A 25,997-nucleotide genomic window follows, 5' to 3' on the forward strand; every position below is an offset into this window, starting at 1 on the left:
GTTACCAGTCTTTTTCCTGCAGATACAGGCTTCATCACACCACTAATCTTCTTCTCGATCTTCGTCACCAAAATAATGACCGCGCACAGTAAACCACACTCCTTTCTCCCATGGAGGTCCTACTTCTCCTTGCTTCGCACCACAGAAGCCTATGAAAGTTCCTATTTTTCTGTGCGAACTGCAGAATTTTTCTTTCGCTGATGGTCGATTATTTCTTCAGTAATGGCAGGCCATCCTTTTGGGACTTGCAGACTATTTCCTCAAGGCTGTCAGAATCTGTTTACGACCAGCAGAATGTTCCTTGCCACCAGGGTATTTCTTAGAAAGACCATGTTGAAAAAGGCCTATAGTGTTTGTTCTCTGCGCCATATAATTGCCACTGGTGGTAATAGCGCTTGACCGATTCACAGTATTTGTCAACTATTACTCATATACGTTTATTAATCTGTCCAGACCCGACGGGGTCACGTCCCGAGGATTACCTCATGCACAGCAAGATTATTCGTACTGCGGCTGGTTTCTTTGCTAGCTGCGCTGTTCTTACCGGCACTGTTACTGTTGCCCAGGCGACTCCGCTTACAGACCTACCAACTAACCTGCCAGCTGAACTACCAGCTGCAGGTGAAGGTTTCCTCCGGACCGCCCCCAATGTTCCTGTCCACAAGGCCAGCTACGGTCCTGACACCTCACTTGCGCAGGCCCGCAAAGCGGCTGGCGTTACCACAGGTCAGCCCTGGCCCTATGCCGATCCGCAAAATACTGAGATCCCGGATCCCAGTGTTTACAGCACTGTCCCGGAAATTCGTACCCCGGGTTGTAAACTGACCAAGCAGCACCCGTACCCGGTTGTTCTTGTTCATGGTACGTGGGCCAATGCGCAGAAGTGGGAGGATCTTGCTCCTTTCCTGCAGCAGCAGGGCTACTGCATCTTCGCCATGAACTATGGTTTTGATGCGCGTTCCGCCATCTATCACAACGCTAAGGCCGGCAAGTTCGCCACCAACAATATTTATTCTTCTGCCATTGAGCTGAATAACTACGTCAATAAGGTTCTAAAGCTTACTGGCGCTAAAAAAGTTGACCTCATTGGCCATTCACAGGCTGGTCTAGTCTTCCACCTGTGGATGCATGATTTCCGCGGAAACCTTCGCACTAAGCATTCCATCACCCTTGCCGGTACTAACCACGGCACCACTATGATGGGTCTTTCCGCTTTCCCCGTGTGGCAGTTCCCCACTTTGGCCAGGGATCTTTCCGCTATTCTTTCAAGTGCCGCTATCCAGCAGCTAGTGGGTTCTCCGATGGTGCGTTACATTAATTCGCTTCCGGATTCCATGCCCGGCGTGCGCTACACGGCAATTGCTACGAAGCATGACATGACGTCTACCCCTTACGATGCAACCTTCTTGAAGGCTCTTCCGGGTGCGGTTGTTCATAATGTGACGGTTGAGGATGTGTGTAAGCCTGGTGAGACGCTCAGCCACAATAAGCTCACCACGAATAAGTCCGTGCAGGTTCTTATTCTTCGTGCTCTGCAGGATGCGCAGATAACGTGTGCTGGCACTCAGTGGGCTCGCTAAACCTAGTTATCCCCCACAATTGCATCTGTAATGCGTATACATACTGATAATGCATAAGAGCTGCAGAAAAGTTATGCCCCCGCTACCAATTGAGCGGGGGCATAACTTTATTTGTGTGCCGATATGTATCCGTATTGGCACTTATTTACGTGTTTGTATCGGCGTGTGTTTGTGGTGATGGCTAATTCTTGTGGGTCTTGATGGCCTTGACAATCCAAATGATGAGGCAGGCACCCAGGAAAGCGGTGACGAAACTCCAGAAGAATCCGGCGCTGTCTTTGCCAAGGGCGAAGCCGAGAATAGCTCCGCCGATTAAACCGCCTGCTACGCCGGCGCCAATGTTGGCCCATACGCCCATCTGCTCATCGGTCTTCATGACCTTTGAGGCAAGCCAGCCTGCAAGTCCACCAAAAATAATCCAGCCTAGGAATCCAAAGGCGAGATGCATGAGCTATTCCTTCCGTGAGTTTCTACAGTTATTACGGTCAACACCAGAGCGGTGATGTTTAATCCTCTTTAGTCCTCGTCGTCATCCTCGGGGAGGAATTTCAGCATGGCTTCCACGCTGGGGATGACGAACCAGGCGGAACCGGTGACGTGCATAAAGTTCATGATGGTGTCGTGGACACCGTCGGAGCCTGTCATGCGGTCGATCATGTCTTCTAGTTTCCACTGCTCGTTGGTGAAGCCAACGAAGAGGGTGCCGTGGTGGTGCATGTCTCCGTAGGCGACGTTGCGGCGCCATACTTTTATTTCGCGTTCGTCGGTGTCAATGTTGGTGCGGGCAACGTGAGCGGAGACGGGTTTTACGTCGTCATCGAATTCAATGTTGTCCAGTTTGGTGCGGCCGATTGCTTGTTCTTGTTCCGGCACGCTGGTTTCGTACCAGTTGAATTTTGTGTGCTCGAAGGGTTGGAAGAGGAGGATGGAGGATCCGGCGCCTGGCTGTCCATCTGGTACAGCCACATGCTGCGGGGCTTCTAGACGGCCGGGGTTTTCGGTGCCGTCAACGAAACCGGTAAGGTCCAGGTTTCCGTGGTAGCCCCAGCCGCGATGCTCGGAGGTCATGCGAACATTATTTCCGAAGTTGATAATGATTTCCCGGGCCCAGTCCCAGCATGCGTCCATTCCTGCGGCACTGATCCAGATCCAGAAATCGTGTTGCTCGGCGGGCATGGTGAAACCGTCTTCGCCTTTTGCCTCAGAAAAGTCGTGCACGTTTGCTGGGATGTCCTCTGCATCTGCTATTTCTGCCCAGAGACTGGGGCGGACGCCCACCACCACATTCACCATATCGGTGGTGGCGGGGTTGCCGGCTACGGCGAGAGTTTGTAGTGCTTCTTGCACGTTAGCTCCGGCGGTAAGGTCAAAGGTAAGAAAGAGATGTTCTGTTGCCCCGAAGGCAAATAGTCCAGACTGTGCGTTCATGGCTTACATTCTACCCATCGCACTACGCTCATTCCTGGTATTAGGCTGGCAAAGACGTAGGGTATAAGGGTGAATCAAAACGCTTTTCCCACGTGTAATGGTCCGTTGCGTAGTGCGCTTGCCCCGAAGGCGTACCAGTTAGGCCTTACCGCCGTGCAGTCCATGGCGAAGCAGCCTGGCTCTATAGCCGACCGAGTGGCGGAAAGCCGTAATTTTCTTACGTCTCCTGTGTGTCTCAACATGGCGTTGGTTACCGCTGCGGCGGGTGCCGCCGGGCATACTCTGGACGACATACTAGATGTATTGTGTGTGTCCCATAAGGCTAATCTACGGGAAATTTCTGACACTATTGCTGCTATTTCTGATGGTGTTTCTACCGCCACGCGGGCGGTTTCCCAGCGGGGGCTTCCTCTTCAGCGAGGTTTTGCGGCCACGATGGCAACGCTGGGTGGCACGATGCATCATGTTAACTTTGCTGATACGGAAAAGGCCCGCCATAATCTTGATAATTGGGTGTACCGCAACACAAAAGGACTTATTCCCACGTCTGGTATAACGGTTACTGCCGACACTGTTATTGTGTTGCAAAGTGTTATGGCACTCACTGCGTCCTGGGAGGAGCCCTTCCCCGTCAACAACACGGAGGATACTGATTTCTTCCTGATGAGTGGGGAGCGTAGTCGCTGCCGCATGATGTCCCTTACCCATAATCTTCTCTATGGGGAATATGAGGGCTGGCGTGCCACAACACTTCCCTACGTGGGGGGCGTGAGCTGCGATATTATTGTTCCCCCGGAGGGTGCCAGTCCACTGAAGGCAACCCCGGGAATTATTATTGGTGCTCTTCAGGCGGTGAAGGAGTCCTCACGTTTACCGCTTACGGTGAAACTTCCCCGGATTCATACGAGTTCTTCGGATAGTCTTCGGTCTTCTCTTGGTTGTATGGGGTTGGCGAGTCTTTTTGAGAACGCTGACTTTAGCGCAATGTCGCCGCAGGTAAAAGGCATCGACGATTATGTTCAGCAGGTAATACTTGATGTTGACGAGCACGGTACGCAGGCTGCTGCAGCTGTGGAAATGATGTCATTCACGTCTGCCCGCATTGGGGCGCGCACACCCCACCCGCCGTTGACGTGCGACCACCCGTTCCTTCTTGTTATTCGGGACGAGACAACGGACGTGCCAGTGTATATGGGGGCTATTCACAAGCCAGATAATAACGAGCCAGATAATGGAGCCGCTTAGGAGAATCGAACTCCTGACCTATTCATTACGAGTGAATCGCTCTACCGACTGAGCTAAAGCGGCACGCACTCACGAAGGAGTGCACGTTAACTTTAGCGGAGGATAGCAGTTAAAGAAAAATAATGCCGTCAATTTTACCGTGCGACTAAAGCCAGGCTAATGCGGGCTACCATACCACCCACGGCCACTTCTGGCTTCACATTCTGGCTAATTTCTGCACGTGTCGCCATCACAACATCAATGCAGCGTAGTAGCGCCTCTGGCGAAAACGCACGAGCCATAGCAGCCGTCGCCCGCTGCGCATCCACGTGTACCACCTCTACTGATGCACCTGTGGCCTGCATTAATGCATCGCGGTAGAAGGTTGCCAAATCGGTTAGCGACAAATCTATGGAATCCCGCATCATGCGGGTTTCGCGACGTTTCTGCGCATCCGCTAAATCTTTCAGCGCACCTGCGGAGCCGCGTAAAGCACCAGCCGCACTCTTTCCGGTTCCTCCTGCCCCAAGCGCTGTGCGTAGTTCCTCAGTTTCTTGCTCTGATATGTCCTTATTAGCGGCCACGGCAGCGGCCCGCGCGTCCTGTACCATGCGTACAGCCAGATCGTATCCGTGGCCGGGCCGCATTGTTGCCTGTCCCAACTCTAGGATACGGTGCCGGCGGTTACGCGCCTCCTCCGAGCGGAGAAGAGCCCGCGCCCGCCCAATATGGGCGCCCGATACTGCCGCCGCCCAGCGGGCCTGCTCCGGACTGGCTCCCTCCCGCTCTAGTAACTCTGCTATGGCATCTGTACTGGGCATGCGAATATAGACGTGCCGGGTGCGGGACCGGAGTGTCAACATGATGTCCTGCGGATCATCGGAGGGGGCACAGAGAATAAAAACCGTATGTGAGGGAGGCTCCTCCACCGCTTTTAAAAGCGCATTCCCGGCCTGCTCCGTGAGCCGATCCGCGTCCTCGATAATGACGATCTGCCAGTGTCCGGTGGCGGGGAACGTACTGGCACGCGTCACAATGCCGCGGATTTCTTTTACCGAAATGGTGAGACCTTCGGGGCGCACTACCGTGACATCGGGGTGACGGTCCTCCATTACCGCACGGCAAGAATCGCATGTTCCGCAGCCGGGTTCGTCTGCGTTATCGCATTGGAGTGCCGCCGCGAAACACCGTGCCGCCACGGAACGCCCCGAGCCGGGCGGGCCAGTAAAAAGCCACGCGTGCGTCATCTCCGCACTGGCTTTACCCGTCTTACCAGCAGACGTTAGCGTGGACGTAGGCGCGCCCACAGATGTGGACTCAGATTGTTGAGCCGGTGCGACAGTACCACCGGTTGTGCTGGTACCGTCGGCCGCTACTATCATTGCGCGGGCGGCGCGGGCAGCAGCGCGTAGTTGCGTGACAACATCTTCCTGGCCTGCCAGGCGATCAAAAACACTCACGCGACACTACCTCAACGTCTTCTTGTGCAAGTGCATACTTGCTGTACTTGCCATACTATCCGCTAGTGCTGCGGCTTTTCATCCTCCTGCTGTTTATTTCTCCGTTGCTTATTTCGTCGTACACGGCAAGGTTGTGGCGCAGTCTCTGCAGTCTCAATACCTGCAGCGGCGGCGTCAGAGTGTGCAAGCCCGGTAGCATCGGCGGTGGCTTGCGCATTCGCCATATTTTCCGCCGTGGTAGGCATGTCCAACTGTTTACTGCTCATACCTTCCAGAATTGCGGCGAGAGCACCATCACCGGTCACGTTCGTGGCGGTACCGAAGGAGTCCTGCGCTAAATGCAGGGCAATAATAAGAGCGATCATAGTGGGACTAAAGCCCAGCATGGACTGCAGTGCACCTACCGCGGTCATGACGGCGCCGCCGGGAACACCGGGGGCAGCCACCATCATCACACCCAGAACCAGGATCAGCGGAATCATGGAACTGAATCGGGGAACGTGGCCTTGCACCATGGTGGAGACGGCTGCCGAACAGCTCGTAATAGTAATCATGGAACCGGCCAGGTGAATATTGGCATTTAGAGGAATAGCGAAGTCAGCAATGCGGGAATGCACGCCGGCTTCTTTAGCCGACCGGAGGGTAACGGGAATAGTGGCGGCGGAAGATTGCGTGCCCAGGGCTGTTACATAGGCGGGCATCATGCGTTTCAGGAAGGTAAAGGGATTCCGTTTGCGCACTAGTCCAGCAACACCGTAGAGCAGGAGGAGGAAAACCCAGTGCAGGACCAGAACCATCACAAACACTTTGCCGAACACGCGGAGAATGTGCTGTACTTCCCCGGCATACGTCATGTTGGCGAACACGGAGAGAATGTAGATAGGGAGTAGCGGAATGATGACGTAGCTGAGGAATTTCTCAACAATGGACCGGAAGTCCTCCGCCAGGTCATACATGCGGGTGGAGGACAGCCCCGTCATACCAAGCCCCAGGAGGAACGCGAAAATGAGGGCGGTGGTAACGGACATGATGGGTGGAAGTGTAAACGGTAGATTTTCCGTTCCGTTTGCGTCCACGGTAACGCCATAGGGTTTAACGAGCGAGGCGGAAGGATTGGTGACGGCTGCCGCTGTGGACCCATTGAGGATATGCGGGTACAGGAGGGACGCCACAATAAGTGCCATAAAGCCGGCCAGAATTGTGGACACGTAGGCGATGGCGACGGCTTTGCCAAGCATTTTCCCTGCGCCACGGCCAATGGAGCCAATACCAGGGGCGATGAATCCCAGGATAATGAGCGGAATGGCGAAGCCTAAGAGCTGGTTAAACAGCATGCCAAAAGTGGCGAAAATACGTACTGGTATGTCGGTGTTACCACGGTGGCTTGCCCACCCTACGAGGATGCCTAACAGAATGGCAACAAGGATCCATACCAGTAGCGGAATCTTACGAATTATACGCACGGAAAAACATTACCGCGGAGGGGAAAATTCTCTCCTATAGCGTGAAGCAATATGCTTGTCACGCTATGCGTTATTTTCGTCACGCTTCTATTGTGGCGATATATCTTGTCACACAAGTGAAGCAGAACACTATGCGGTGGTGGCTTTCGCGCTAGCAGCTTTTGTACTGGCAGCTTTCTTTGTTGTAGTCTTCTTCGCCGTGCTCTTCTTGGTGGTCTTCTTCCTGCCACCACCGGCCGCGATACGCGCCCGCCTATCGGACAAGAGTTCACTGGCACGCTCAGCCGTCATAGTTTCCACACTGTCGGCCTTCCGCAGGGACGCATTCACTTCCCCGTCCGTTACGTAGGGGCCAAAGCGGCCAGTTTTCACCTCAATGGGTTTACCTGTGGCCGGGTCCTCACCGAGGGTACGCAGTGGCCCCGTTGCTTTCTGGCCGCGTCGCGTCTTCGGAGCAGCCAGTAGCTTCTTCGCCTCGTCGAGGGTGACGGTGAAAAGATCCTCTTCTTTTTCCAGGCTGCGGGATTCCTTGCCCTTCTTAATGTAGGGACCGTAGCGGCCGTTGAGGGCAACAATTTCTTCGCCGTCGTCATCAGTTCCCAGGAGACGCGGCAGGCTCAGTAGGCGCACTGCTTCATCCAGAGTGACAGTTTTCGCATCCATGGATTTAAAAAGCGAAGCAGTTTTTGGTTTACCGGGGTCCTCCTCCGGCAATACTTCCTGCACGTAGGGGCCGTAGCGACCATCTTTCACAAGGATTTCGTAGCCGGTTTCCGGGTGGCGGTCCAGTTTTCGTCCCTCGGAGGGGACGGCGAAAAGTTCTTCCGCTTTCTCCCGCGTTAGCTCGTCGGGAGTGACGGCGTCGGGAATGTTTGCGCGTTCCACAACTGGGGCGGCTGTGTCGGATTTTATGGTCCGCTCCAGGTAGGGGCCGTAGCGGCCGACACGCACATAGACGGGAACACCATTCTCGTCGTCGAAGAGGTGTAGGGAGTTAATTTCGCGGGCGTCTAGGGATTCCAGATTCTGCTCAATAAGGCCTTTCAGTCCGCCTTTGCCTGGCACGGATTTTTGCAGGGCGGCATCATCGGCACCGAAGTAGAAGGCGCTTAGCCAGCGACTACGGTTTTCTTTACCTTCCGCAATGGCGTCCAGTTCATCTTCCATATCGGAGGTGTAGTTGTAGTCCACAAGGCGTTCAAAACCGCGTTCCATCAGGCCGACAACGGCGAAAGCGACCCAGCTGGGTACCAGTGCGGAACCGCGTTTTACCACGTAGCCGCGGTCGTTGATGGTGCGGATAATGCTGGCGTAGGTGGAGGGGCGGCCGATGCCGAGCTCCTCCATTGCCTTCACTAGGCTTGCCTCCGTGTAGCGGGCTGGCGGGTTGGTGATGTGGCCTTCTGGGGTGGCGGAGGTGACGGCCGCCGTGTCCCCTTCCGCCAGCTGCGGCAGGTGTACGTTCTTCCCGGACTCTGCATCATTCCCACGGTCGTCGCCGCGTTCATTACTAAACCCGGCACCATACACTTTGAGGAAACCGGGGAAAGTAATGGTGCGTCCGGAGGCGGTAAGGGCAACAGGAGTAGCGGGAGCGGTGGGGGCAGTGCCTTCCAACCGCACTGTCATGGTGGTGCCTTTAACATCAGCCATCTGTGACGCTAGAGTACGCTGCCAAATAAGCTGGTAGAGCTTAAATTCTTCGGGGCCGAGAACAGTTTTCAGCGAGTCCGGGGAGGCGAAGTGGTCGCCGGCGGGGCGGATAGCTTCGTGTGCCTCCTGCGCATTCTTCACCTTGCGGTTGTATTGACGCACACTCGGGTAGAGGTATTCCTCGCCGAAGAATTCACGCACCTGCTGCCGGGCAGCATTAATGCCGGCGGTGGACAGGGTGGTGGAGTCCGTACGCATGTAGGTGATGTACCCGTTTTCGTAGAGTTTTTGGGCAATACGCATAGTGCGGTCAGACGAGAAGTGCAGTTTATTAGCAGCGTCCTGCTGCAGCGTGGACGTCATGAAGGGCGCGTAGGGGCGGCGCGTGTAGGGTTTTTCTTCCACGCTGGTGACGGCTAGGCCCTGGCCTGCACCACCCTGCAAGCCCTGCAAGGCTTCTGCCAGACTGTGGGCACCGGCCTCATCAAGCACCATGACATTCTGGGTGGCCTTGCCGGATTTCAGCTGGCCTTTATCGTCAAAATCGCGGCCTTGTGCAATGCGCTGACCATTCACTTCCACCAGTTTGGCGGGGAAGGTGGTTACCGCATGAGTGTCGCTTGCCCGGTCGGGGGCGGATAGTTGGGCGGTAAGGTCCCAGTAGCCGGCGGAGACGAAAGCCATGCGTTCCCGTTCGCGTTCCACAATCATGCGGGTGGCGACGGACTGAACGCGGCCGGCGGAAAGACGCGGCATTACTTTGCGCCAGAGAACAGGAGAAACCTCATAGCCGTAGAGGCGGTCAACGATGCGTCGTGCCTCCTGTGCCTCCACCAGATCGAGGTCCAGGTCGCGGGTGTTGGTGATGGCATCATTAATGGCTTCGGGGGTGATCTCATGGAACACCATGCGTTTAACGGGCACCTTAGGTTTTAAAACTTCCAGTAGGTGCCAGGCGATGGCTTCACCCTCACGGTCGGGGTCTGTGGCGAGAATCAGTTCGTCGGCGTCTTTCAGCAGTTCTTTCAACTCGCGCACTTTAGCTTTGCGGTCGGGATTCACCACGTAGAGGGGGGTGAAATCATCGTCAACATTAACGCCGGTGTGTGCCCATTTTTCTTTCTTGTATTTGGCGGGAACGTCGGCGGCGCCGGAGGGGAGATCGCGAATGTGGCCAATGGATGCGGTCACAATGTAGCCATCACCTAGATAATTCTGAATCTTGTCGGCTTTTGTTGCCGATTCGACAATCACCAGATGGTACTTACCTGCTGCCTGTGCTGCCACTAAACTGCGACCTTTCCTCAAATGGAGTGAGCTGTTATGTCCACTCGCCCCTATGCTTCGCTAGCATAGGCCAAAAATAAAGGCTTTGAAACTACACCTTATATATAAGGGCAGAAAAAAGTGCAACCTTTTGGCATCTAAAACCCACAAACATATTTCTAGGCATCTGTCATGCGCCTTGCTAGGCCCCCACTGGATGTACTTTAGGCGTCCCAGGAGCCGTCTTCTGGGGGCTCCCCCACAATAGTCATAACGTTGGCAAGACGCCGCTGCCCCACTACCCGCAACGCTGGCCCTCCAGCCCGCGGGCCCACATAGCTCGATGCCGCACCCAGTTTCTGCAACGCCTCCGCCGCTCGTTTCCGCAGTTCTTCATGCTGGGCGATATGCGCATCTAGGCCAAAACACATGCCGGATTCATCTAGTACACCCGCCACAAGTGCCCACACTTGCAATGCTCTATCCGAGAGCCTCCACTGTGCGGGAACAGTTTTAACCGCACCTTTTGTCCACTCCTGCGCCACGGGAAGAAGTGCTGGCCCCTCCATACGCACCAGCCAGCTATTGTCATCAGGGGTTTCCTGGGAAACCGTGACGTCTACCATGCTCGCTAGTTCGCAGAGTTGACGCGCTCGCCACTCACTATGCAGCAGCACAGAAAGACGCGCCGACTGCGGAACTGGTTTCCGACGCCGTCCGCGTGTCGTATCCGAATTTCCAAAAAGCAGCTGGCATTGTCCCTGGGCAACAAGCATCGCTCCCAGGTCAGCGGGGGTGACGGGGACAAGACCCGTATCGAAGAAAGTCAGCTGTTTCACGTTCTACAGGATACCTTCCACTCCTAGGGTAGGGTTTTACCATGCGACTAATCCGGAAGATCCCACTACTGGCATGGATCATCATTGCAATCCTTCTAGGAATCCTAGTGGGATGGGCAAGCCGCCAGGGCGGCACTGATGTTCCCGTCCGTGTCTTTGCCACCTTCGGCATGGTGTTCAGCGAACTACTGGGGTTCGCTATCCCACTGATCATTCTGGGGTTTATTGCCCCCGGTATTGGGTCCATTGGCCGTGGTGCAGGAAAACTTCTCGGTAAAGCAGTTGCTATAGCCTACACCTCTACCGTTCTTGCCGGCATTATGGCATTACTGTCGGCACTTGCCCTCTACCCGCATATTCTGAAAGGCGCTACCGCCACCGCTATCTCGGATCCTTCTGCCTCACTTGTTAAACCTTATGGGGTGACGGTGGACGCCAACGGGGTGGAAACGTTGCCGTTTACGTTGCCGCCGATGATGTCTGTTACCACGGCCCTCATTTTTGCGTTCCTTTTGGGGCTGGGAATGGCAGGACTCTCCTCCACCCGCATGTATGACCTGGCGGAGGACTTCCGGTCCATTATTGAGAAATTCCTCAGCTACGTCATCATTCCCCTGCTGCCCATCTATATCCTGTCTGTTTTTGCCAACATGACGTACGCCGGCCAGGTGCAGCATATTCTCCGCGTGTTCGGCAAAGTGTTTGTAATGGTCCTGATCCTGCACTGGGTCTTCCTGCTAATTGTTTATGCCATCGCTGGGCTAGTTCGTAAAGAAAACCCCTTCACCCTGCTTGGGCGCATGATGCCCGCTTATGTGACGGCCCTAGGGACGCAGTCCTCCGCTGCCACTATTCCTGTTACTCTTCGGTCTGCGAAGGAAGCCGGCGTGCACCCCCGCATTGCTGACTTCGCTATTCCTCTGAATGCCAATATTCACCTGGCGGGGTCCATGATTACTATTACCGGTTGTTCCGCCGCGGTCGTGACAATGACGCATGGCCACACTCCCAGTTTCAGCTCCATGCTTCCGCTGATCCTGGTCCTAGGTGTCATGATGGTGGCTGCCCCTGGCGTTCCCGGTGGTGCTGTTATGACGGCGTTGGGCGCGTTACAGTCCATGTTGGGGTTCAACCCCACCATGATCGCCCTCATGATTGCCCTCTACCTTGCCCAAGACTCCTTCGGCACTGCTACGAACGTAACCGGTGACGGCGCCCTAGCCACGATCCTGGAGGGCATGAGCCGTAAGCAGTTAGCCACCACAGCCACAGCGAGTACAAATAGCGTGAACAGTGCAACTCCGATATTGATGCCGCTGGCCTAGAATCCGTGTCCGACGACGCACCCCACGTGAAGAAAACACCACGCAGTAGACGCCGTCAACAGACACACAAGCGCTAACAACACAACACAAGACAACACAAGAAATGGCGGAAAGAGGACAATAATGCCAGTGACGGTAAACACCTTCCGAGATCTTCAGGAGCGTCTCAATAATGGCACCACGCCACCACTTATCCTTGATGTGCGCGAGCCGGACGAATGGGATGAAAGCCATCTCCTGGCCGCCACTAACATTCCCCTCGGGGACATTCCCAGCCGTACCAAAGACATTCCGGCCGGTGAAGTGTGGGTGCATTGCCGCATGGGTGGGCGCGCCGGAAAAGCCTGCGACTACCTCCGTGACAACCGGAGTGACCTCGATATTCATTGGATTAACGAGCCCTACACTAACGCCGCGCTGGCGAACATTCCCGTCAGTTAATATGTAAAGTCCTAAGTAGCCATTCGGTACTGTTGTAACCACTATGACATTTGAGCAAACACCCCACACGTATGGGCGGAGTTTGCTCTCCTACCTCCTACGCGACACTAACCCCACCCACGATCCCAATAAGCACAGTCTCAACAAGCACAGTCCTATCACCCACGTGCGGGATCTTCCCGGCCGCGACCCTCACTATGCACCCTGGCCCACGTGGATACTGCCCGCGGCGAAAGACTGGCTTAACGAGCAGGGTATTGCGGAACTCTATACACACCAGGTTGCTACCGCTAACCTTGCCTGGGAGGGGAACCATGTTGTTGTTGCCACCGGCACGGCCTCCGGCAAAACCCTGGGCTACCACCTTCCCATCATCACCCAGCTAGCCGCGGACCCCAACGCCACAGCCCTCTACCTCTCCCCCACGAAAGCACTGGGGGCGGACCAACTGCGTGCTTTTACAGAATTCCTGGACGGTGCCGCACACATGGCCACTGACCCCACAGTCAGCCAGCGGCTTCGCGACTCCTCCCCCGCCCAATACGATGGCGACACCCCCACCGAAACACGCACCTGGATCCGCGACCACAGTCGCTTCATTCTCACCAACCCAGACATGCTGCACCTCTCCATCTTGGGGAAGCATAAAAGTTGGCTGCGTCTCCTCCGCAATCTCACCTATGTAGTTATTGATGAATGCCACGCCTACCGGGGTGTTTTCGGCAGCAATGTTGCTATTGAAGTACGTCGGCTGCTGCGGCTTGCCGCACACTACGGGGCCACACCCACCATCATTTTGGCGTCCGCCACCACCTCCCACCCGGAGGAGGCCGCCAGCACTCTCATTGGTATGCCCGTCACTGCTGTTACAGAAGATGGGTCACCACAAGGGGAACGCACCATTGTTCTATGGGAACCGCCCATTATTCCCCGCTTGGAGGGAGAAAACGGGGCGCCGGTACGTCGAGCAGCCACAAAAGAAGCCGCCACACTTATGGCAGATTTGGTGACGGAGGGTGCCCGCACGCTAGCGTTTGTGCGAAGCCGACGCGGCGCCGAAGATACCGCATTGGCTGCCCAACATGCTCTTATACGCTGCGGTGAGCAAGGAGAGCTACCCCTCGACCGCGCCACTGACCTAGCGCAGCACATTGGCGCCTACCGGGCTGGATACTTAGCGGAGGACCGCCGCCAACTGGAGCAGGATTTAAACGATGGCACCCTGCTTGCTGCCGCCACCACTAATGCTCTTGAGCTAGGTGTTGATATTGCTGGCGTTGACGCGGTGATTATTGCGGGTTTCCCCGGCACGGTTGCTAGTTTTTGGCAGCAGTCCGGCCGGGCGGGACGCCGCAATCAAGGGTCACTAGTTATTCTTATTGGTCGGTCGGATCCGCTAGATAGTTACCTCCTCCACCACCCGGAGACACTACTTGATAAGCCGGTGGAGGCTACTGTTACAAACCCGGCAAACCCTAATCTTCTCGTCCCACAATTGTGGTGTGCTGCTGCGGAAATGCCGTTGCGTGATGATGAAGTGGTAGCGTGGTCAGCCCGTGATGGGGTGGATGTGGAGGAACTGCTTGGGGAAATGCAGGACCATGGCATGGTGCGTCACCGCAAAGTGTCTGCGGCTACGGGTGCGTGGTATCCGGCGGGCTACTATGATTCGTCCTGGCAGAATGTTTCCTTGCGGGGTGGGTCCGCTGACGAGTTTTCCATTGTTTGTATAGATGACGGGCAGCTTCTTGGCACTGCTGATGCTGCACGTGCATTCGCGCAGCTTCACCCTGGCGCTATCTACTTGCACCAGGGCGATAGTTACCTTGTTACCGAACTCGATTTAGAGAATGGTATTGCCTGTGTCACAAGCGATGTCCCACCGTGGACAACCTATTCCCGCGCGAATACCCAGATACATGTGGAGCGGATTCGGGAGGAACGCCACTTCGGTTCGGGAGCAAGCTCTGTCACTATTGGCTTAGCTGACGTTACAGTGGTCCGCCAGGTGAAAGAGTATGAGCGGAAAGCAGAGACGGGGGAAGTTATTGATGTGGTGGATGTGGACATGCCGCCCACGGAACTATACACGCAGGCTGTCTACTACCATGTGGATCCACTATTCTTCCACCACTTCGGTATTGCGGAGCAGGATGTGCCGGGTGCACTGCATGCGGCGGAGCATGCCGCCATTGGAATGTTGCCCCTCCTGGTGGGGTGTGATCGTGCGGATATTGGGGGTCTGTCAACGCCGCTTCATGAGGATACGGGGGAGGCAACAGTGTTTGTGTATGACGGCTACCAGAGCGGGGCGGGCTATGCGCAGCGTGGGTATAGGGAGATGACCACGTGGCTGCGGACTACCCGGGACGCTATTGTTGCGTGCTCTTGCGAGGATGGCTGCCCTAGCTGTATTCAGTCTCCTAAGTGCGGTAATGGAAATCGTCCTTTATCAAAGTCCGGTGCTGTGGCGCTTCTTGGCGCATTGTCGAGTGTTCTAGGGGATATGCCCGACGCGGCTCCGGATCAGGCTCTCAACCCGACGCCTAGCGTGCGTTAGCCTGGCATGGGCCCGGCGCAGGCTCTTCCCTCCACGGTGAAATGTGCTAGGGGACGGAAAGTGTGAAAGGGGCGTGTGACCACTACTTTTAGAGCCGGCATGTGGGTGTCCGGGTGGGTAATAAGAGTGCAGTTTTGCAGTGTTGATGTGTCATCGTGGTGGGCCAGGTAGGTGGCGGCGGCAGCGCAGGCTGTATTTTCTCCTTCGCGGACGTGGGCGGCGCCGGCTAATGCGGCACCATCTGCCCAGAAAGATACGTGGTGGCGGGTCTGTACTGCGGTAACGAGTAGCAATATAACCCCTAGTAGGGTGATGACGGCAACGCATGCGTATGCTGCCCATACTGTTGCCGCGCCGCGCTCATCCGTCTGCAGGGACACTATGCGGGATGTCGGTATTGCCTCCGGCGCTGTCCTGGGTATTCCCCTGGTGCGACTTCTAGTACAACTTCTAGTACGGAGTGTCATTCGGCGATTCTTTCCAGTGGCATACTTGCTTGCGCATGCAAGGTGAGGGGGAGAACGGTGGCGGGGGCTTCTACTTGTACCTGCGCTAGTGACGTGGTTGTGGTGATGTGAATATGGGCTTCGCTGGGGAGATGAAGTTCCTCTGCTCCCGGCGGTGTTTCACCACGTGAAACACTGCGTGCCACGGTGTGTGCAGCGTCAGTAAGACGCAGTTGGGTAATTCCTGCCCCGAAGCCAGCTAAACACCCCACTAGAACAACCATGAGGGAGATATAAGCTAGTGCTGCTTCCACCGTCACCATGCCAGCATCATCTACTGTTGGCGGCATGGGCGAGTGTGGTGGGTCGTATTGCACAGTTGCTTGTGCGGGGCGGTTGCGGCGTGGGGAAAGTCGTTGCAGCAGCGTATCCATACCCACTAGTGTCCTGCACGGTGGTAGCCGCAGCGACGTCGGAACAGCGTCAACCCCCGATTATCCACATTCCTCACAAACGTGGATAACCAAGCATCTATGCACACATAACAGAAGCGTTTTAGCACTATATATGCTTCAATTCATGCTTGTGCAGAGGATAAACGAGGAAGTAGTCTTAACTCGGAAATCTGGATACATAACTCCATGTTGGTCATAGAAAGCACAAATTAGTGGATAGCAAAAGAAGTGCTCCCCCCCAGAACGGCAATACTGTCTGCTTGTTCTTTGTCTAAAAGCTTCGGAGACGTCCAAGCTTTAAAGAATGTCAGTTTTGATGTTTTCCCCGGTGAACTGGTTGGTGTTCTCGGTGAAAATGGGGCTGGAAAATCGACTCTCTTCTCACTTATCAGTGGTCTTAACAAACCCACTTCTGGAACTGTCACACTTCTCAACCGTAATCCGCGTCTACCCGAGACACGTCGCTATATCGGTGTAACACCCCAGGGAACGGGTGTTGATCCACGTATGAAGGTACGGAACTTCCTCAACTTTGTCGCCTTCCATTTCGGGACTCGTTCCTTGGTAGACGAGATTATGGAAAAGTTCCGCTTGACGGATCATGCTTCCAAAACTATCGGCAATCTTTCTGGTGGGCAGCAGCGTTTAGTGTCCGTAGCATCAGCTTTTCTCGCCGATGCGCCACTCACTATTTTGGATGAGCCCACTACCGGGCTCGACACCATGACCAGATCAGCTATCTGGGAATCAATCAAAACGATCACTGGCGAAAATCGTGCCCTACTAGTGTCGAGTCACTATATCGAAGAAATTGAACAACTTTGTGATCGCGTGATTGTCCTCCACAAGGGGAATCTCATTGCGGACTCGGAAACAAAAGCGCTTCTCGGCTCTGCACAAGCCTCAATTATAAAGATCAGCGATGTTCCGGAAGGAGCCCTATCTGGGGAGGGCAGCGCTTTTGATATTCTTTCCGCAAATAGTACTGATACTCTTTTGCGGACAACGGATATAAAAGCTGCACTTACCTCTCTTGCGAAAGATGGGTGGCCATTCACACAGATTGAGATTTCGCACCCCTCATTGGAGCAAGCTTTCATCACCCTAAGTAGTGAGAAGGAACAGCGATGACTACCAACTGCGAACAGCGCTGCGAACAAAAAAACCTCTTCGCCGTGGATAAACGTGACTTCCCATCAGCTTTTTCAGTAACCAATCTATGGTTAAAAAATGAGATAGTGGCCTGGCTCAAAGAACCCGCAGCAGTTTTGCTCAACATGGCATATCCACTGCTCATGATGGTGTTTCTTTTTGTTATCGGTGGGGCTTCCGTCCGTAACTCTGCAGATATTTCGTCCCCGGCCGTCGCCCTCCTGGCTTTAACAGGTGTGCTGATGGTGGGTATTAACTTACCGGCTAACGGAATTAACCATGTACGAGGTAGCGACTATTACTACTACCTACGCACGTTGCCAACGGGTGTAGGAACACGGCTAGTGGCATGGAGCGGGGCGCCCTTCCTCCTTGCCATACTCAGTGCACTCATTGGGATTGGTGTGGGTGCAGCAGCAAGCGCAGCACACTTCTCAGGGTCCCAAATAGGGTTGCTACTGCTTGTTTTCTGCGTGTTTGGATTGTGCACCACCGCTATTGGGGTGTGCTTCGGTTTTACACTCTCCTCGCGGACATCTCTGGCTGTTTCTCTAGGAGTTTCTTTTATCTTCCTACTTCTTAGCGAGGCACGGGAACTTACCGATCTTCCGCAAGTATTGGACTACATTGCGAAGATTCTTCCCTCAACTGCTGCTATTGAACTCTGTCACTCAATTCTGGACAGTACTCAAGCCAATGGATGGTGGATAGCGTCGCTCTGTATATGGGTTGTGGTGGCGATCCTCGGGGCAGTGGCAGCCATCAAACACGACGAAAATAGCAAGTTTTCTTAATGGTGCCTTCACAGCAACACCTTTTAACAACAACTTATCTCACACCCGAAAAGGAAAAAGTAATGAATAAAAAACTCATTCCCTACGTGTGCGTAGCCGGAACGTTACTCCTCTTCGTCATCATCTACCTGCTGACATAGCACTGCTGTGTTTTAACGCTGTGCTACGCCTTGCCGCAGTGTGTTCCATGTTCTGCAGTTGTCATGTTTTACGTTTTAATGTTTTACATTTTGGTGTTTTACACTGCGGCAAGGTCAACGTCGCTGGTCTCTTGGGAGAGAAGTAACGCGATAATTGTGAGCACGGCAAGGCACCCCATGTAGATGCCTACCCAGAACACTCCATGGGTGCTAACGAGCCAGGTGGCAACGAATGGGGTGAGGGCGGCGCCAAGAATTGAGGCCACATTGTAGGCAATGCCGGAGCCGGTATAGCGCACGTTCGTGGGGAATAGTTCTGGCAGGAGGGCGGACATGGGGCCGAAGCTGAGCCCCATGAGGAACATGCCCACTATCAGCCAGCTCAGAACGTCCCCTTTGGTTGCTGTGGCGGGAATCCATGCGCCGAAAGTAAAGCCGTAGAGAACAATGATCGTCGTGATAATGAGTAATGGTTTCCGACGCCCATATTTGTCTGATAGCCAGTTGGATAAGGGTACTCCCGCAATGAAAAAGAGAATCCCAATAAGCTGCAGTGGGAGGAATTCCCCGTAGGGTATTCCCAGTCCACCATTGTCGGGTTTGGCGATCCCGTAGGAGAGCATCCACGTGGTGGTGATGTAGAAAATGGCGTAGGTACCCACCATGATGAAAGTGGAGAGAATGAGGGGCCGCCAGGCAGTGCGAAATGTTTCCTTGATGGGGGAAGCAACGCGCTTGCCGTGGGTGACGGCATGTTGGAAAACGGGGGTTTCTTCCAGTTTCATACGCACGTAAAGGCCGAGGATAACCATCACAATGGAGAGGAGGAAGGGTATGCGCCATCCCCACACCATGAAATCACCGTCGAGTGCGCCTTCGGTGTGATTGAGCGCATGGACGAGGATAAGGAAAAGGCCGTTTGCGAGGAGGAAACCGAGGGGTGCCCCTAATTGTGGCCACATTCCAGCCCACCCGCGTTTGCCTTTGGGGGCTGTTTCGGTGGCGAGGAGGACAGCGCCGGACCATTCCCCTCCCAGGCCTAGGCCTTGGCAGAACCGCAGGATGGAGAGCATTGCGGGGGCCCACACACCAGCCTGTACATAGGTGGGGAGAAGCCCTATGAGGAAAGTAGCGATACCCATGGTGAGGAGGGACGCTACAAGTGTTGCTTTGCGGCCAACACGGTCCCCGAAATGTCCGAAGATGAGGGAGCCGAGGGGGCGGGCGATAAACGCTAAACCAAATGTTGCGAATGAGGATAGTAGCGCGGCGGTGGCGTCAGCTTTGGGGAAGAAGAGTGCTGGGAAGACGGCGACGGCGGCGGTGGCGTAGACGTAGAAATCGTAGAACTCGATGGTGGTGCCGATCATTGAGGAAAGAATGATGCGGCTACGAGGAATACGTTCTGCGTAGTCGTTGAGGGCGGCGGCTGCGGTCATTTCCGGCGCTGCTGATATTTGGCTGCCGGGTAGTGTCTCTGTGGGGGGAGTAGTCACGGATCCCCTCTTTCTGCTGGTTGTGCGTGTGCTACGGGTAATAGGGAAAGTCTATGGGGCAGAATTTTCGCACAACAAGGTTTTCGTCACTTTTGCTTACCGTGAGAAGAAATACAGCATTCCGAGGGGATTTCCGCTCTCATTCACTACTTAGCTACTACTGCTTAGCGGATACCGTTTAGTGAATGTTGAGTGCTTGCTGAATGATATTCAGCAATGATTGTTGAACACTATCCGATTTCACGACGGCAATAAGAACCGCCCCGAATGCTGCCGCAGCAATAGTGCCGATTGCGTATTCGACGGTGCTCATACCGGATTCATCACTCCACATGCTAACGGTATGCACACGGATAGCCTCATAGGTCCTGTAGAGCCACTGCATAATTCTGTGCAGCATATTCTGCAGTGCACCTCTGCACTGGGCCATGCTACGGCGCACAATACTGTGTTGTTCAGTATTGTTCTGGTCAGTATTGTGCTGTTCAATACTGCGCGGTTCATTACCGTGCTGATTACTGCCGTGCTGGGCAATGGTGCTCTGGCATTGGGTGGACATTAATACTCCTTCATATTCTTTTTCTGTTGGGTCTGAACTGGGCCGCATAGGGATGGACCAGATAGGGACGAGCTAGTTAGGTGAAGTGCTGCATGTAGCTCCCTCCTAGTTCCAGAACGGTGGGGACGACCCCTAGCAGCATGAATGCGGGAAGAAAACAGAGTCCCAGTGGACGGGCGAGAAGGACACTCATTTCTTCTGTTGCTTCTTCACAGTGAGCTAGGGCTTGGGCTTGTTGGTCGCGGGCGAGGGCATCTAGTTGTGCGGCTATGGGTGCGCCTTGCCGGGAAGATAATCGGAGGAGAGTTTCACAACAGGTGGGTATGGGGGAAAGGTGTGCGCACGCGTCATCTACGTGCATACCGGCGCGCAGGAGTGCCGCCAGGAGGGGGAGTTTCAGTGCGGCATCGTTATTGGGTGGGGGAAGGTGGCCGACCATGTGGTGGATCCACCACAATCCGGTTGTTTGCAGTGCCACGCCGGTAAGGAGGGCAAGGCTCCCCCACCCGTGGGTGAGGAAGTGCAGCGGGTGTGCACCAAGGAGATACCCCACGAGAATTCCTACGCCGGGGAGGGCCTCCATAATGAGGGCGGTGGCGCGAACACCGGCGAGGACAGAACGCTGGTGCGAATGGGCATGTAGTTTAGTGCGGAGAGTGTCTTCAGCAGCAGCTAGAACACCATCGAGGGGACTGCCGCGCCGGATAAGGGAGTCAAGAAGTGCGGGTGGAATGCAGTCGGCAGGTATTGCTGCGGATAGTGCGGGGGTGGCATAGTCACCGGCGGCGAGGGTAATACGGGCAGTTTGCAGTGTGTGTAGCTGGTTGTTCCACTGGTTGCGTTCGTGTTCGTGTGTTCCACTCCAGTGGTGGGTGTACCAGCAGCCCGTAGCGAGGAGAGTGAGGGCAAGGAGAACCACAATACTACTCATCACACGCCATCTCTTCCCTACTGTTTTCGCAGGCTTCCCTGTTTTCGCAGGCTTTATTGTTGTCGCTAGCGTCGCTGCTCCTGCTGATGTTTCTGCCAGAGCTATCGGCGTAGTCGTCACCGTATTTGTCGCTCATACACCAGCTACCCACCGTGTGCCAGGTATTACGTGCGTGCCAGATGTCGCTAATATGCCGCTGGCCGGTGTAGGAGTCGCGGGCAAGGTGGACGATAACGTCAAGTGCGGAGGCAATAGTGTGCTGTGCAGCAGCTTCTGGCATTCCTGCGGTAAGGGCCAGAGTGAGCAGGCGATGGGGGACGTCACGGGCACTATTAGCGTGGATGGAGGCAAGGCTTCCCCGGTGGCCGGTGTTGAGTGCGGTAAGGAGGTCAACGGCTTCATTGCCGCGTACTTCTCCGACGATAATACGGTCGGGTCGCATGCGAAGTGCCTGCCACACCAGGACAGACATGGGAATGCCACCGCGTCCTTCCGTATTGTTATCGCGGGTAACGAGTTGGACGAGTTGTGGGTGGTACAGGTTAAGTTCGGCAGTGTCTTCAATGCAGATAAGCCGCTCTTGCGCGGGTAGTGATGTTGCTAGCGCACCAAGGAGAGTTGTTTTTCCTACTCCGGTGGCCCCGGAAATAAGAATGGAGTGGCGGGCTTCAAGGTCCCGTACAAGTTCCGCGCACTGTCGTGAGGTGAGGAACCCGGAGGTGACAAGGCTGGGGAGGGTGTGGGTGGATGTGCGGAGGGCACGTAGGGAGATAGTTGTTCCGGTGGTGGCAAGAGGTGCCAGTACGGCGTGGACGCGCATACGGGTAGTGGGGTTGAGGGGAAGTGTGGCGTCTGCCCAGGGGTGGGCGTCATCAAGACGGCCGCCGGTGCTACGGATAAGCCGTACTGCTAACGATCGGCAGTCTTCTTCGCATAGTGGCGTGTGGGGTAGACGGTGGAGCCCGGGGTCGTGTGCGCAGTCTACCCAGATGGTTCCGCGGGGTCCGACGATGAGGTCAGTGAGGGTGGTGGTGATGGCGGGATCGTTGAGGATACTAGCGAGGGGCCCCCAGAGGTCTGCGTGTGCCATCATGTTTTCTTTCGCTCCTTTCTGGTCTTTCTTGCCCACCCCCAGAGAATGTTTCACAACGTGAATCATGTAGTGGTGGTGCCACCTATAGTGACATGCCTGGAGGGGTGATAGTCTTCCGCAAACCGTATTAATGGGCGTTTCTGTGGATAACTGGGGACCTGTGAATAAGTTGGATCTACATATTGTGTGATCTACGTCATACTTAATGGCAACTTTTTACTATTCCTCTGCCACTACATACGTCCCCCACGCCTTAACCCCTGGAAAATCTGTCAGCACTCTCGAAAAGAAATCACGTTTAGAGCTACTACCTGCACTATCCCTTTCATCGTTCTACCGACACAGCAAAAGACGGTACAGATACACCTGCCATTGTTTTTTTATCCCGTTTCCTACCAGCCAGTTTGTAATAAATCACAATGGCTGTCCCCTACGGTTCGAGTGATGATGAAAGTACGGAAAACGAAGACAGCTAGGGACGAATCAGAAGAGAAGGTTTTTCCTCCTGTCACGGTTTCCTGCACGGCAGTTAAACACCCACGTGCCGCCCGTTTCGGCGGGCATCTACAGGCGGGAGATTGCCGGTCCCACGGAGCTGGAGAGTTTTGTGGGAGCGCCGGCTGAACCTCAGAACCGACCCTACGTTGGCACGAACTGATCGTTTAAATGCCGTGCGGCGGCGGACGATGCGTTCGCCGCTTTTTTATTTCTTATGCCCCCTTCCCGCTTCCCCTGCTTCTTTCACAGTTTCTTCCGCGGGCACGCATCTACAACGCATATCGACAACACGCGTCATAAGTATTGATAATCTCACCAGTAACATTGGTAACATTATTCACATGAGTCATTGGTCTCGCCGCACGACGATGCTGCTTACGTCGGGAATTGCCGCCGTCAGCGTCGCCCTCGCCGCACCCGCTATCGCCCTCCTCCCCGGATCTGACGTCGCCAGCCACCAACACCCTGGCTCCATGGCCATCGACTGGGCTCGCGTGAAAGCCGCCGGACAGCAATTCGCCATCGTCAAAGCCACCGAAGGCCTCAGCTACGTCAACCCGCACTACCAGGAGGATTCCACCTCCATGCGGGCAGCCGGCCTTATCCGCGGCACCTACCACTACGCCCTGCCGCAATACTCCGCCATTCTGCAAACACAGCATTACGCCGCCGTCCTTGCCACTAACACCACCAGCCTGGACCTTCCCCCCGCCCTCGACCTAGAAGAAACAGGTGGATTAAGCCCCGCCGCCCTCCAAATATGGGTGCGAGCCTTCCTCACCACCCTCGATAAGCTCACCGGCCGGCAGACCATTATTTACGTCTCCCCCGGATTCTGGCGTTACCAAATGGGCAACACCACCGAATTCTCCGAACGTCCCCTCTGGATTGCCGACTACAACGGCGGTACCTCCCCCACCATGCCGCTTCCCGGTGGCTGGACAAAATGGACATTCTGGCAATACACCGGCAATGGTTCTGTTGACGGCGTTGCCACCCCCATTGACCTCAACACGTTCAACGGCAGTAAACAGGAACTTCTTGCCCTCACCAGGCTTGGGGCATCCCAGAAAACTATCCTCAGTGACGGTATTGATCCCGACGCCCTTCCCCCGCTGCCGGAATTGCCCGCCATAGACAAGAACGACATTCCCGATATTCGCGCATTCATTCCCCCAGATGTGCAGCGAAAAATCGAGCGAGATGCCCGCAAGCAACTCCGCAATGCCATCCCGAAGAGCGTGCCCACAAAGATACCTGCAAACGTATCTAAAAAGGTGCCTACGAACGTGCCGAAGAACGTACCAAAAAACTTCCCTAAAGGTGTTCCCGCACCACGCCACTAACAGCAACTAACAGCACTTTCCCAACCCCTCAATCGTGTGGAAAAGTGCTTTTAGTCACCCCTATTGCGGGAAACTAGCAGCGTAGAATATAGGTAAGCATTACAGTAGCTGCTACGCACACAATATTGTTTCCTAAAATCTAGGTATAGCTCGACAATTCGTGGCACGATGGACAGTACGGGATTTCCCATACGTTATTTTTGGAGGAACAGTGAGTATCAAAGACCGCTTCGGAGAAAAGTCAGCTGACGATTCAGCCTCCTCCGCTAAGATCTCCGGCATCGCCATGTACGATGCCGTCCCACAGCCCAAGGACGCCAGCATCGGACAGCTTGTTAAGACTGCCACCGAACAAATCTCCACTCTTATCCGCTCAGAATTCGAGCTCGCTAAGACCGAAATTGGCGTCCAGGTAAAGCGCGGCGCCATGGGCAGCATCTTCTTCATTATCGCTGCCGTCTTCGCCCTCATGTCGTTCCTGCCATTCACCATCATGTGGGCCAAGCTCTTTACCCTCTGGCTCGGTACTGTCACCTGGGATTGGTGCGGCTACCTTATTACCTTCCTGCTCCTTCTCGTCTTTGCGGCAGTCTTCGCCGGCATTGGCCTATGGAAGATGAAGCAAGTTGAAAAGCCAGAAAAAACCATTGAGTCCGTCGAAAAGCTGAAAGAAGTTGTTCCCAGCAGCAGCAAGACTGCCCCGAAGGAATACACTTACCTGCAGTAATAGCAGCACTCTGTAGTAGTGCTAAGCAATGCTGCCTTTCACCCCTCACGACACTAACTCTACTGGTTAATTATTTTCTCTAACTATGAACGATAGCCGCCACGGCACCCCTCCTGCACCGCCTGAACCGGACAGTGTATGCCTCCCGGGACCGTGGCGGCATCGTCTTGTCTCCACCAACGGTATCCACCTCCACACCGCTGATCTTCTTCCCCACAACTGGGAAGAAACACACCCCCCAAACGAACTACCACCACTCGTCCTCCTCATACACGGCTATGGAGAAAACTGGTGGACATGGCACAACCAACTTGTCCCCCTCTCCCGCGCCGGCTACCACGCTATGGCCGTTGACCTCCGCGGCTACGGGGACTCCGATAAACCACCACGCGGCTACGACCTCACCACCGCCGCCAACGACATGGCCGGATTAGTACGCGCCACCGGCCACCGCAACGTTACCGTCGTAGGCCACGGGCTAGGCGGAACTGTAGGCTGGACCATGGCCCGCATGTTCCGAAGCGGCGTTACCACACTTATTGCAGTCGATGCGCCACACCCCCTCACCCAGCGAATCGACTACGTGAAACAGGCCTTCACCCACGCCACCACCGTCGGTCCCTTCCTAAGCGCCCAAATACCGCGTCTGCCCGAATGGCGTATGCAGCAACCCCACTGGATTGAGGACTACATTAGCCACCGCACATACAACAATTGGGTCGATACCCCAGAGGGGCAAGAAGCACTCCACATTTTCAGCGACGCGCTTCGCATTAGACACGTATCCTACTGCGCAAACGAATACCTCCGTTGGATGGGACGCTCCCGTCTACGCGCTGACGGAATCCGCTACAACCGAAAAATGACGCGGCGCCTAGCGCTCCCCGTTGTTGCGTTCCGCGGTGAATACGATCCCGTCGTCTCCGAAGACGTCCTTGCCGGGTGCAAACGCTACACCGAAAACTTCACCATTATGACGGTGCCACAGTGCGGCTTCTACCCACAGTTAGAAAATCCGCAGGCTTTTTCTACACTTCTTCTCCAAAGCCTCTCCGGCTCTCCCGCACGCATAAACAGCTCAGACGACTGATCGCACTAGCGCGCGTCGTACACACTAGATA

Annotated in this window: 22 protein-coding genes and 1 tRNA gene; 10 read left to right on the forward strand and 13 right to left on the reverse strand. The window is 55.0% G+C overall.

The genetic code is table 11. The features are described from left to right. Nucleotides 1–485: 485 nt before the first annotated feature. Complete coding sequence (locus tag DI579_RS06085) at nucleotides 486–1,580, forward strand: triacylglycerol lipase (RefSeq protein ID WP_303678928.1); 1,095 nt, start codon at nucleotides 486–488, stop codon at nucleotides 1,578–1,580. A gap of 181 nt (nucleotides 1,581–1,761) precedes the next feature. Here DI579_RS06085 and DI579_RS06090 read toward each other — a convergent pair whose 3' ends face one another. Both DI579_RS06090 and DI579_RS06095 read right to left on the reverse strand, forming a co-directional pair. Next, nucleotides 1,762–2,028: a GlsB/YeaQ/YmgE family stress response membrane protein gene (locus DI579_RS06090; protein WP_290598875.1), complete on the reverse strand. Its 267-nt coding sequence runs from the start codon at nucleotides 2,026–2,028 to the stop codon at nucleotides 1,762–1,764. Between the two features lie 68 nt (nucleotides 2,029–2,096). After that, entirely contained in the window at nucleotides 2,097–3,008 is a 912-nt protein-coding gene (locus DI579_RS06095) for a Dyp-type peroxidase (RefSeq protein ID WP_290598873.1), read from the reverse strand. Nucleotides 3,009–3,077: 69 nt separating this feature from the next. On the opposite strand from DI579_RS06095, the gene DI579_RS06100 reads away from it, so the two are divergent. Further along, on the forward strand, nucleotides 3,078–4,253 hold the full coding sequence (locus DI579_RS06100) for a serpin family protein (RefSeq protein WP_303678929.1): 1,176 nt from the start codon (nucleotides 3,078–3,080) through the stop codon (nucleotides 4,251–4,253). Here the strand turns inward: DI579_RS06100 and DI579_RS06105 are convergent. The 5 genes from DI579_RS06105 to DI579_RS06125 form a co-directional block, all read right to left on the reverse strand. Next, nucleotides 4,241–4,316: transfer RNA gene (locus DI579_RS06105), tRNA-Thr, on the reverse strand. The two genes, DI579_RS06100 and DI579_RS06105, sit on opposite strands and share 13 nt — an antisense overlap. 71 nt (nucleotides 4,317–4,387) lie before the next feature. Continuing rightward, complete coding sequence (locus tag DI579_RS06110; protein ID WP_303678930.1) at nucleotides 4,388–5,692, reverse strand: DNA polymerase III subunit delta'; 1,305 nt, start codon at nucleotides 5,690–5,692, stop codon at nucleotides 4,388–4,390. A 62-nt stretch (nucleotides 5,693–5,754) separates the two neighbouring features. Beyond that, nucleotides 5,755–7,155: a dicarboxylate/amino acid:cation symporter gene (locus DI579_RS06115; RefSeq protein ID WP_303678931.1), complete on the reverse strand. Its 1,401-nt coding sequence runs from the start codon at nucleotides 7,153–7,155 to the stop codon at nucleotides 5,755–5,757. A 129-nt stretch (nucleotides 7,156–7,284) separates the two neighbouring features. Further along, nucleotides 7,285–10,095 (reverse strand): type I DNA topoisomerase, encoded by a 2,811-nt coding sequence (topA, locus tag DI579_RS06120; protein WP_303678932.1) that lies wholly within the window; start codon nucleotides 10,093–10,095, stop codon nucleotides 7,285–7,287. 203 nt (nucleotides 10,096–10,298) lie between these two features. Then, nucleotides 10,299–10,913: a hypothetical protein gene (locus DI579_RS06125; protein ID WP_290598868.1), complete on the reverse strand. Its 615-nt coding sequence runs from the start codon at nucleotides 10,911–10,913 to the stop codon at nucleotides 10,299–10,301. Between the two features lie 41 nt (nucleotides 10,914–10,954). On the opposite strand from DI579_RS06125, the gene DI579_RS06130 reads away from it, so the two are divergent. The 3 genes from DI579_RS06130 (at nucleotide 10,955) to DI579_RS06140 (ending at nucleotide 15,239) form a co-directional block, all read left to right on the forward strand. After that, complete coding sequence (locus DI579_RS06130; protein ID WP_303678933.1) at nucleotides 10,955–12,238, forward strand: dicarboxylate/amino acid:cation symporter; 1,284 nt, start codon at nucleotides 10,955–10,957, stop codon at nucleotides 12,236–12,238. Nucleotides 12,239–12,367: 129 nt separating this feature from the next. Beyond that, a complete protein-coding gene (locus DI579_RS06135) occupies nucleotides 12,368–12,679 on the forward strand; it encodes a rhodanese-like domain-containing protein (protein WP_290598867.1) in 312 nt (103 codons plus the stop codon). Nucleotides 12,680–12,722: 43 nt separating this feature from the next. Beyond that, nucleotides 12,723–15,239 carry a DEAD/DEAH box helicase gene (locus DI579_RS06140; RefSeq protein ID WP_303678934.1) on the forward strand — a complete coding sequence of 839 codons (2,517 nt, stop codon included), beginning with the start codon at nucleotides 12,723–12,725 and terminating at the stop codon, nucleotides 15,237–15,239. Here DI579_RS06140 and DI579_RS06145 read toward each other — a convergent pair. Both DI579_RS06145 and DI579_RS06150 read right to left on the reverse strand, forming a co-directional pair. Further along, nucleotides 15,236–15,619 carry an Rv3654c family TadE-like protein gene (locus DI579_RS06145; RefSeq protein WP_290598866.1) on the reverse strand — a complete coding sequence of 128 codons (384 nt, stop codon included), beginning with the start codon at nucleotides 15,617–15,619 and terminating at the stop codon, nucleotides 15,236–15,238. The two genes, DI579_RS06140 and DI579_RS06145, sit on opposite strands and share 4 nt — an antisense overlap. 83 nt (nucleotides 15,620–15,702) lie before the next feature. Next, nucleotides 15,703–16,119 carry a TadE family type IV pilus minor pilin gene (locus DI579_RS06150; protein WP_303678935.1) on the reverse strand — a complete coding sequence of 139 codons (417 nt, stop codon included), beginning with the start codon at nucleotides 16,117–16,119 and terminating at the stop codon, nucleotides 15,703–15,705. Nucleotides 16,120–16,407: 288 nt separating this feature from the next. Between DI579_RS06150 and DI579_RS06155 the strand changes: the two genes are divergently transcribed. After that, on the forward strand, nucleotides 16,408–17,271 hold the full coding sequence (locus DI579_RS06155; RefSeq protein WP_290598864.1) for an ABC transporter ATP-binding protein: 864 nt from the start codon (nucleotides 16,408–16,410) through the stop codon (nucleotides 17,269–17,271). Next, the gene (locus tag DI579_RS06160) at nucleotides 17,268–18,086 is read left to right on the forward strand and encodes an ABC transporter permease (RefSeq protein ID WP_303678936.1); all 819 of its coding nucleotides are present in this window, start codon (nucleotides 17,268–17,270) and stop codon (nucleotides 18,084–18,086) included. Before DI579_RS06155 ends, DI579_RS06160 begins: the two co-directional genes overlap by 4 nt. Nucleotides 18,087–18,324: 238 nt before the next feature. Here the strand turns inward: DI579_RS06160 and DI579_RS06165 are convergent, their stop codons facing one another. The 4 genes from DI579_RS06165 to DI579_RS06180 all read right to left on the reverse strand — a co-directional run bounded on the left by DI579_RS06165 (nucleotide 18,325) and on the right by DI579_RS06180 (nucleotide 22,371). Beyond that, the gene (locus DI579_RS06165; RefSeq protein ID WP_303678957.1) at nucleotides 18,325–19,665 is read right to left on the reverse strand and encodes an MFS transporter; all 1,341 of its coding nucleotides are present in this window, start codon (nucleotides 19,663–19,665) and stop codon (nucleotides 18,325–18,327) included. Nucleotides 19,666–19,900: 235 nt separating this feature from the next. Further along, nucleotides 19,901–20,107, reverse strand: a complete 207-nt coding sequence (locus DI579_RS06170) for a DUF4244 domain-containing protein (RefSeq protein WP_290598882.1) — start codon at nucleotides 20,105–20,107, stop codon at nucleotides 19,901–19,903. Between the two features lie 250 nt (nucleotides 20,108–20,357). Then, complete coding sequence (locus DI579_RS06175; RefSeq protein WP_290598862.1) at nucleotides 20,358–21,212, reverse strand: hypothetical protein; 855 nt, start codon at nucleotides 21,210–21,212, stop codon at nucleotides 20,358–20,360. Then, entirely contained in the window at nucleotides 21,205–22,371 is a 1,167-nt protein-coding gene (locus DI579_RS06180) for a CpaF family protein (protein WP_290598861.1), read from the reverse strand. The genes DI579_RS06175 and DI579_RS06180 overlap by 8 nt, the downstream gene beginning before the upstream one ends. Before the next feature lie 773 nt (nucleotides 22,372–23,144). Between DI579_RS06180 and DI579_RS06185 the strand changes: the two genes are divergently transcribed. From DI579_RS06185 to DI579_RS06195, 3 genes are all read left to right on the forward strand, one after another. Further along, nucleotides 23,145–24,149, forward strand: a complete 1,005-nt coding sequence (locus DI579_RS06185) for a glycoside hydrolase family 25 protein (protein ID WP_290598860.1) — start codon at nucleotides 23,145–23,147, stop codon at nucleotides 24,147–24,149. Between the two features lie 211 nt (nucleotides 24,150–24,360). After that, nucleotides 24,361–24,876: a phage holin family protein gene (locus DI579_RS06190; RefSeq protein WP_303678937.1), complete on the forward strand. Its 516-nt coding sequence runs from the start codon at nucleotides 24,361–24,363 to the stop codon at nucleotides 24,874–24,876. Nucleotides 24,877–24,961: 85 nt separating this feature from the next. Further along, on the forward strand, nucleotides 24,962–25,966 hold the full coding sequence (locus DI579_RS06195; RefSeq protein ID WP_290598858.1) for an alpha/beta fold hydrolase: 1,005 nt from the start codon (nucleotides 24,962–24,964) through the stop codon (nucleotides 25,964–25,966). Nucleotides 25,967–25,997 lie beyond the last annotated feature (31 nt).

It is taken from the genome of Lawsonella clevelandensis (assembly GCF_003241315.1).
GTDB lineage: Bacteria > Actinomycetota > Actinomycetes > Mycobacteriales > Mycobacteriaceae > Lawsonella > Lawsonella clevelandensis_A.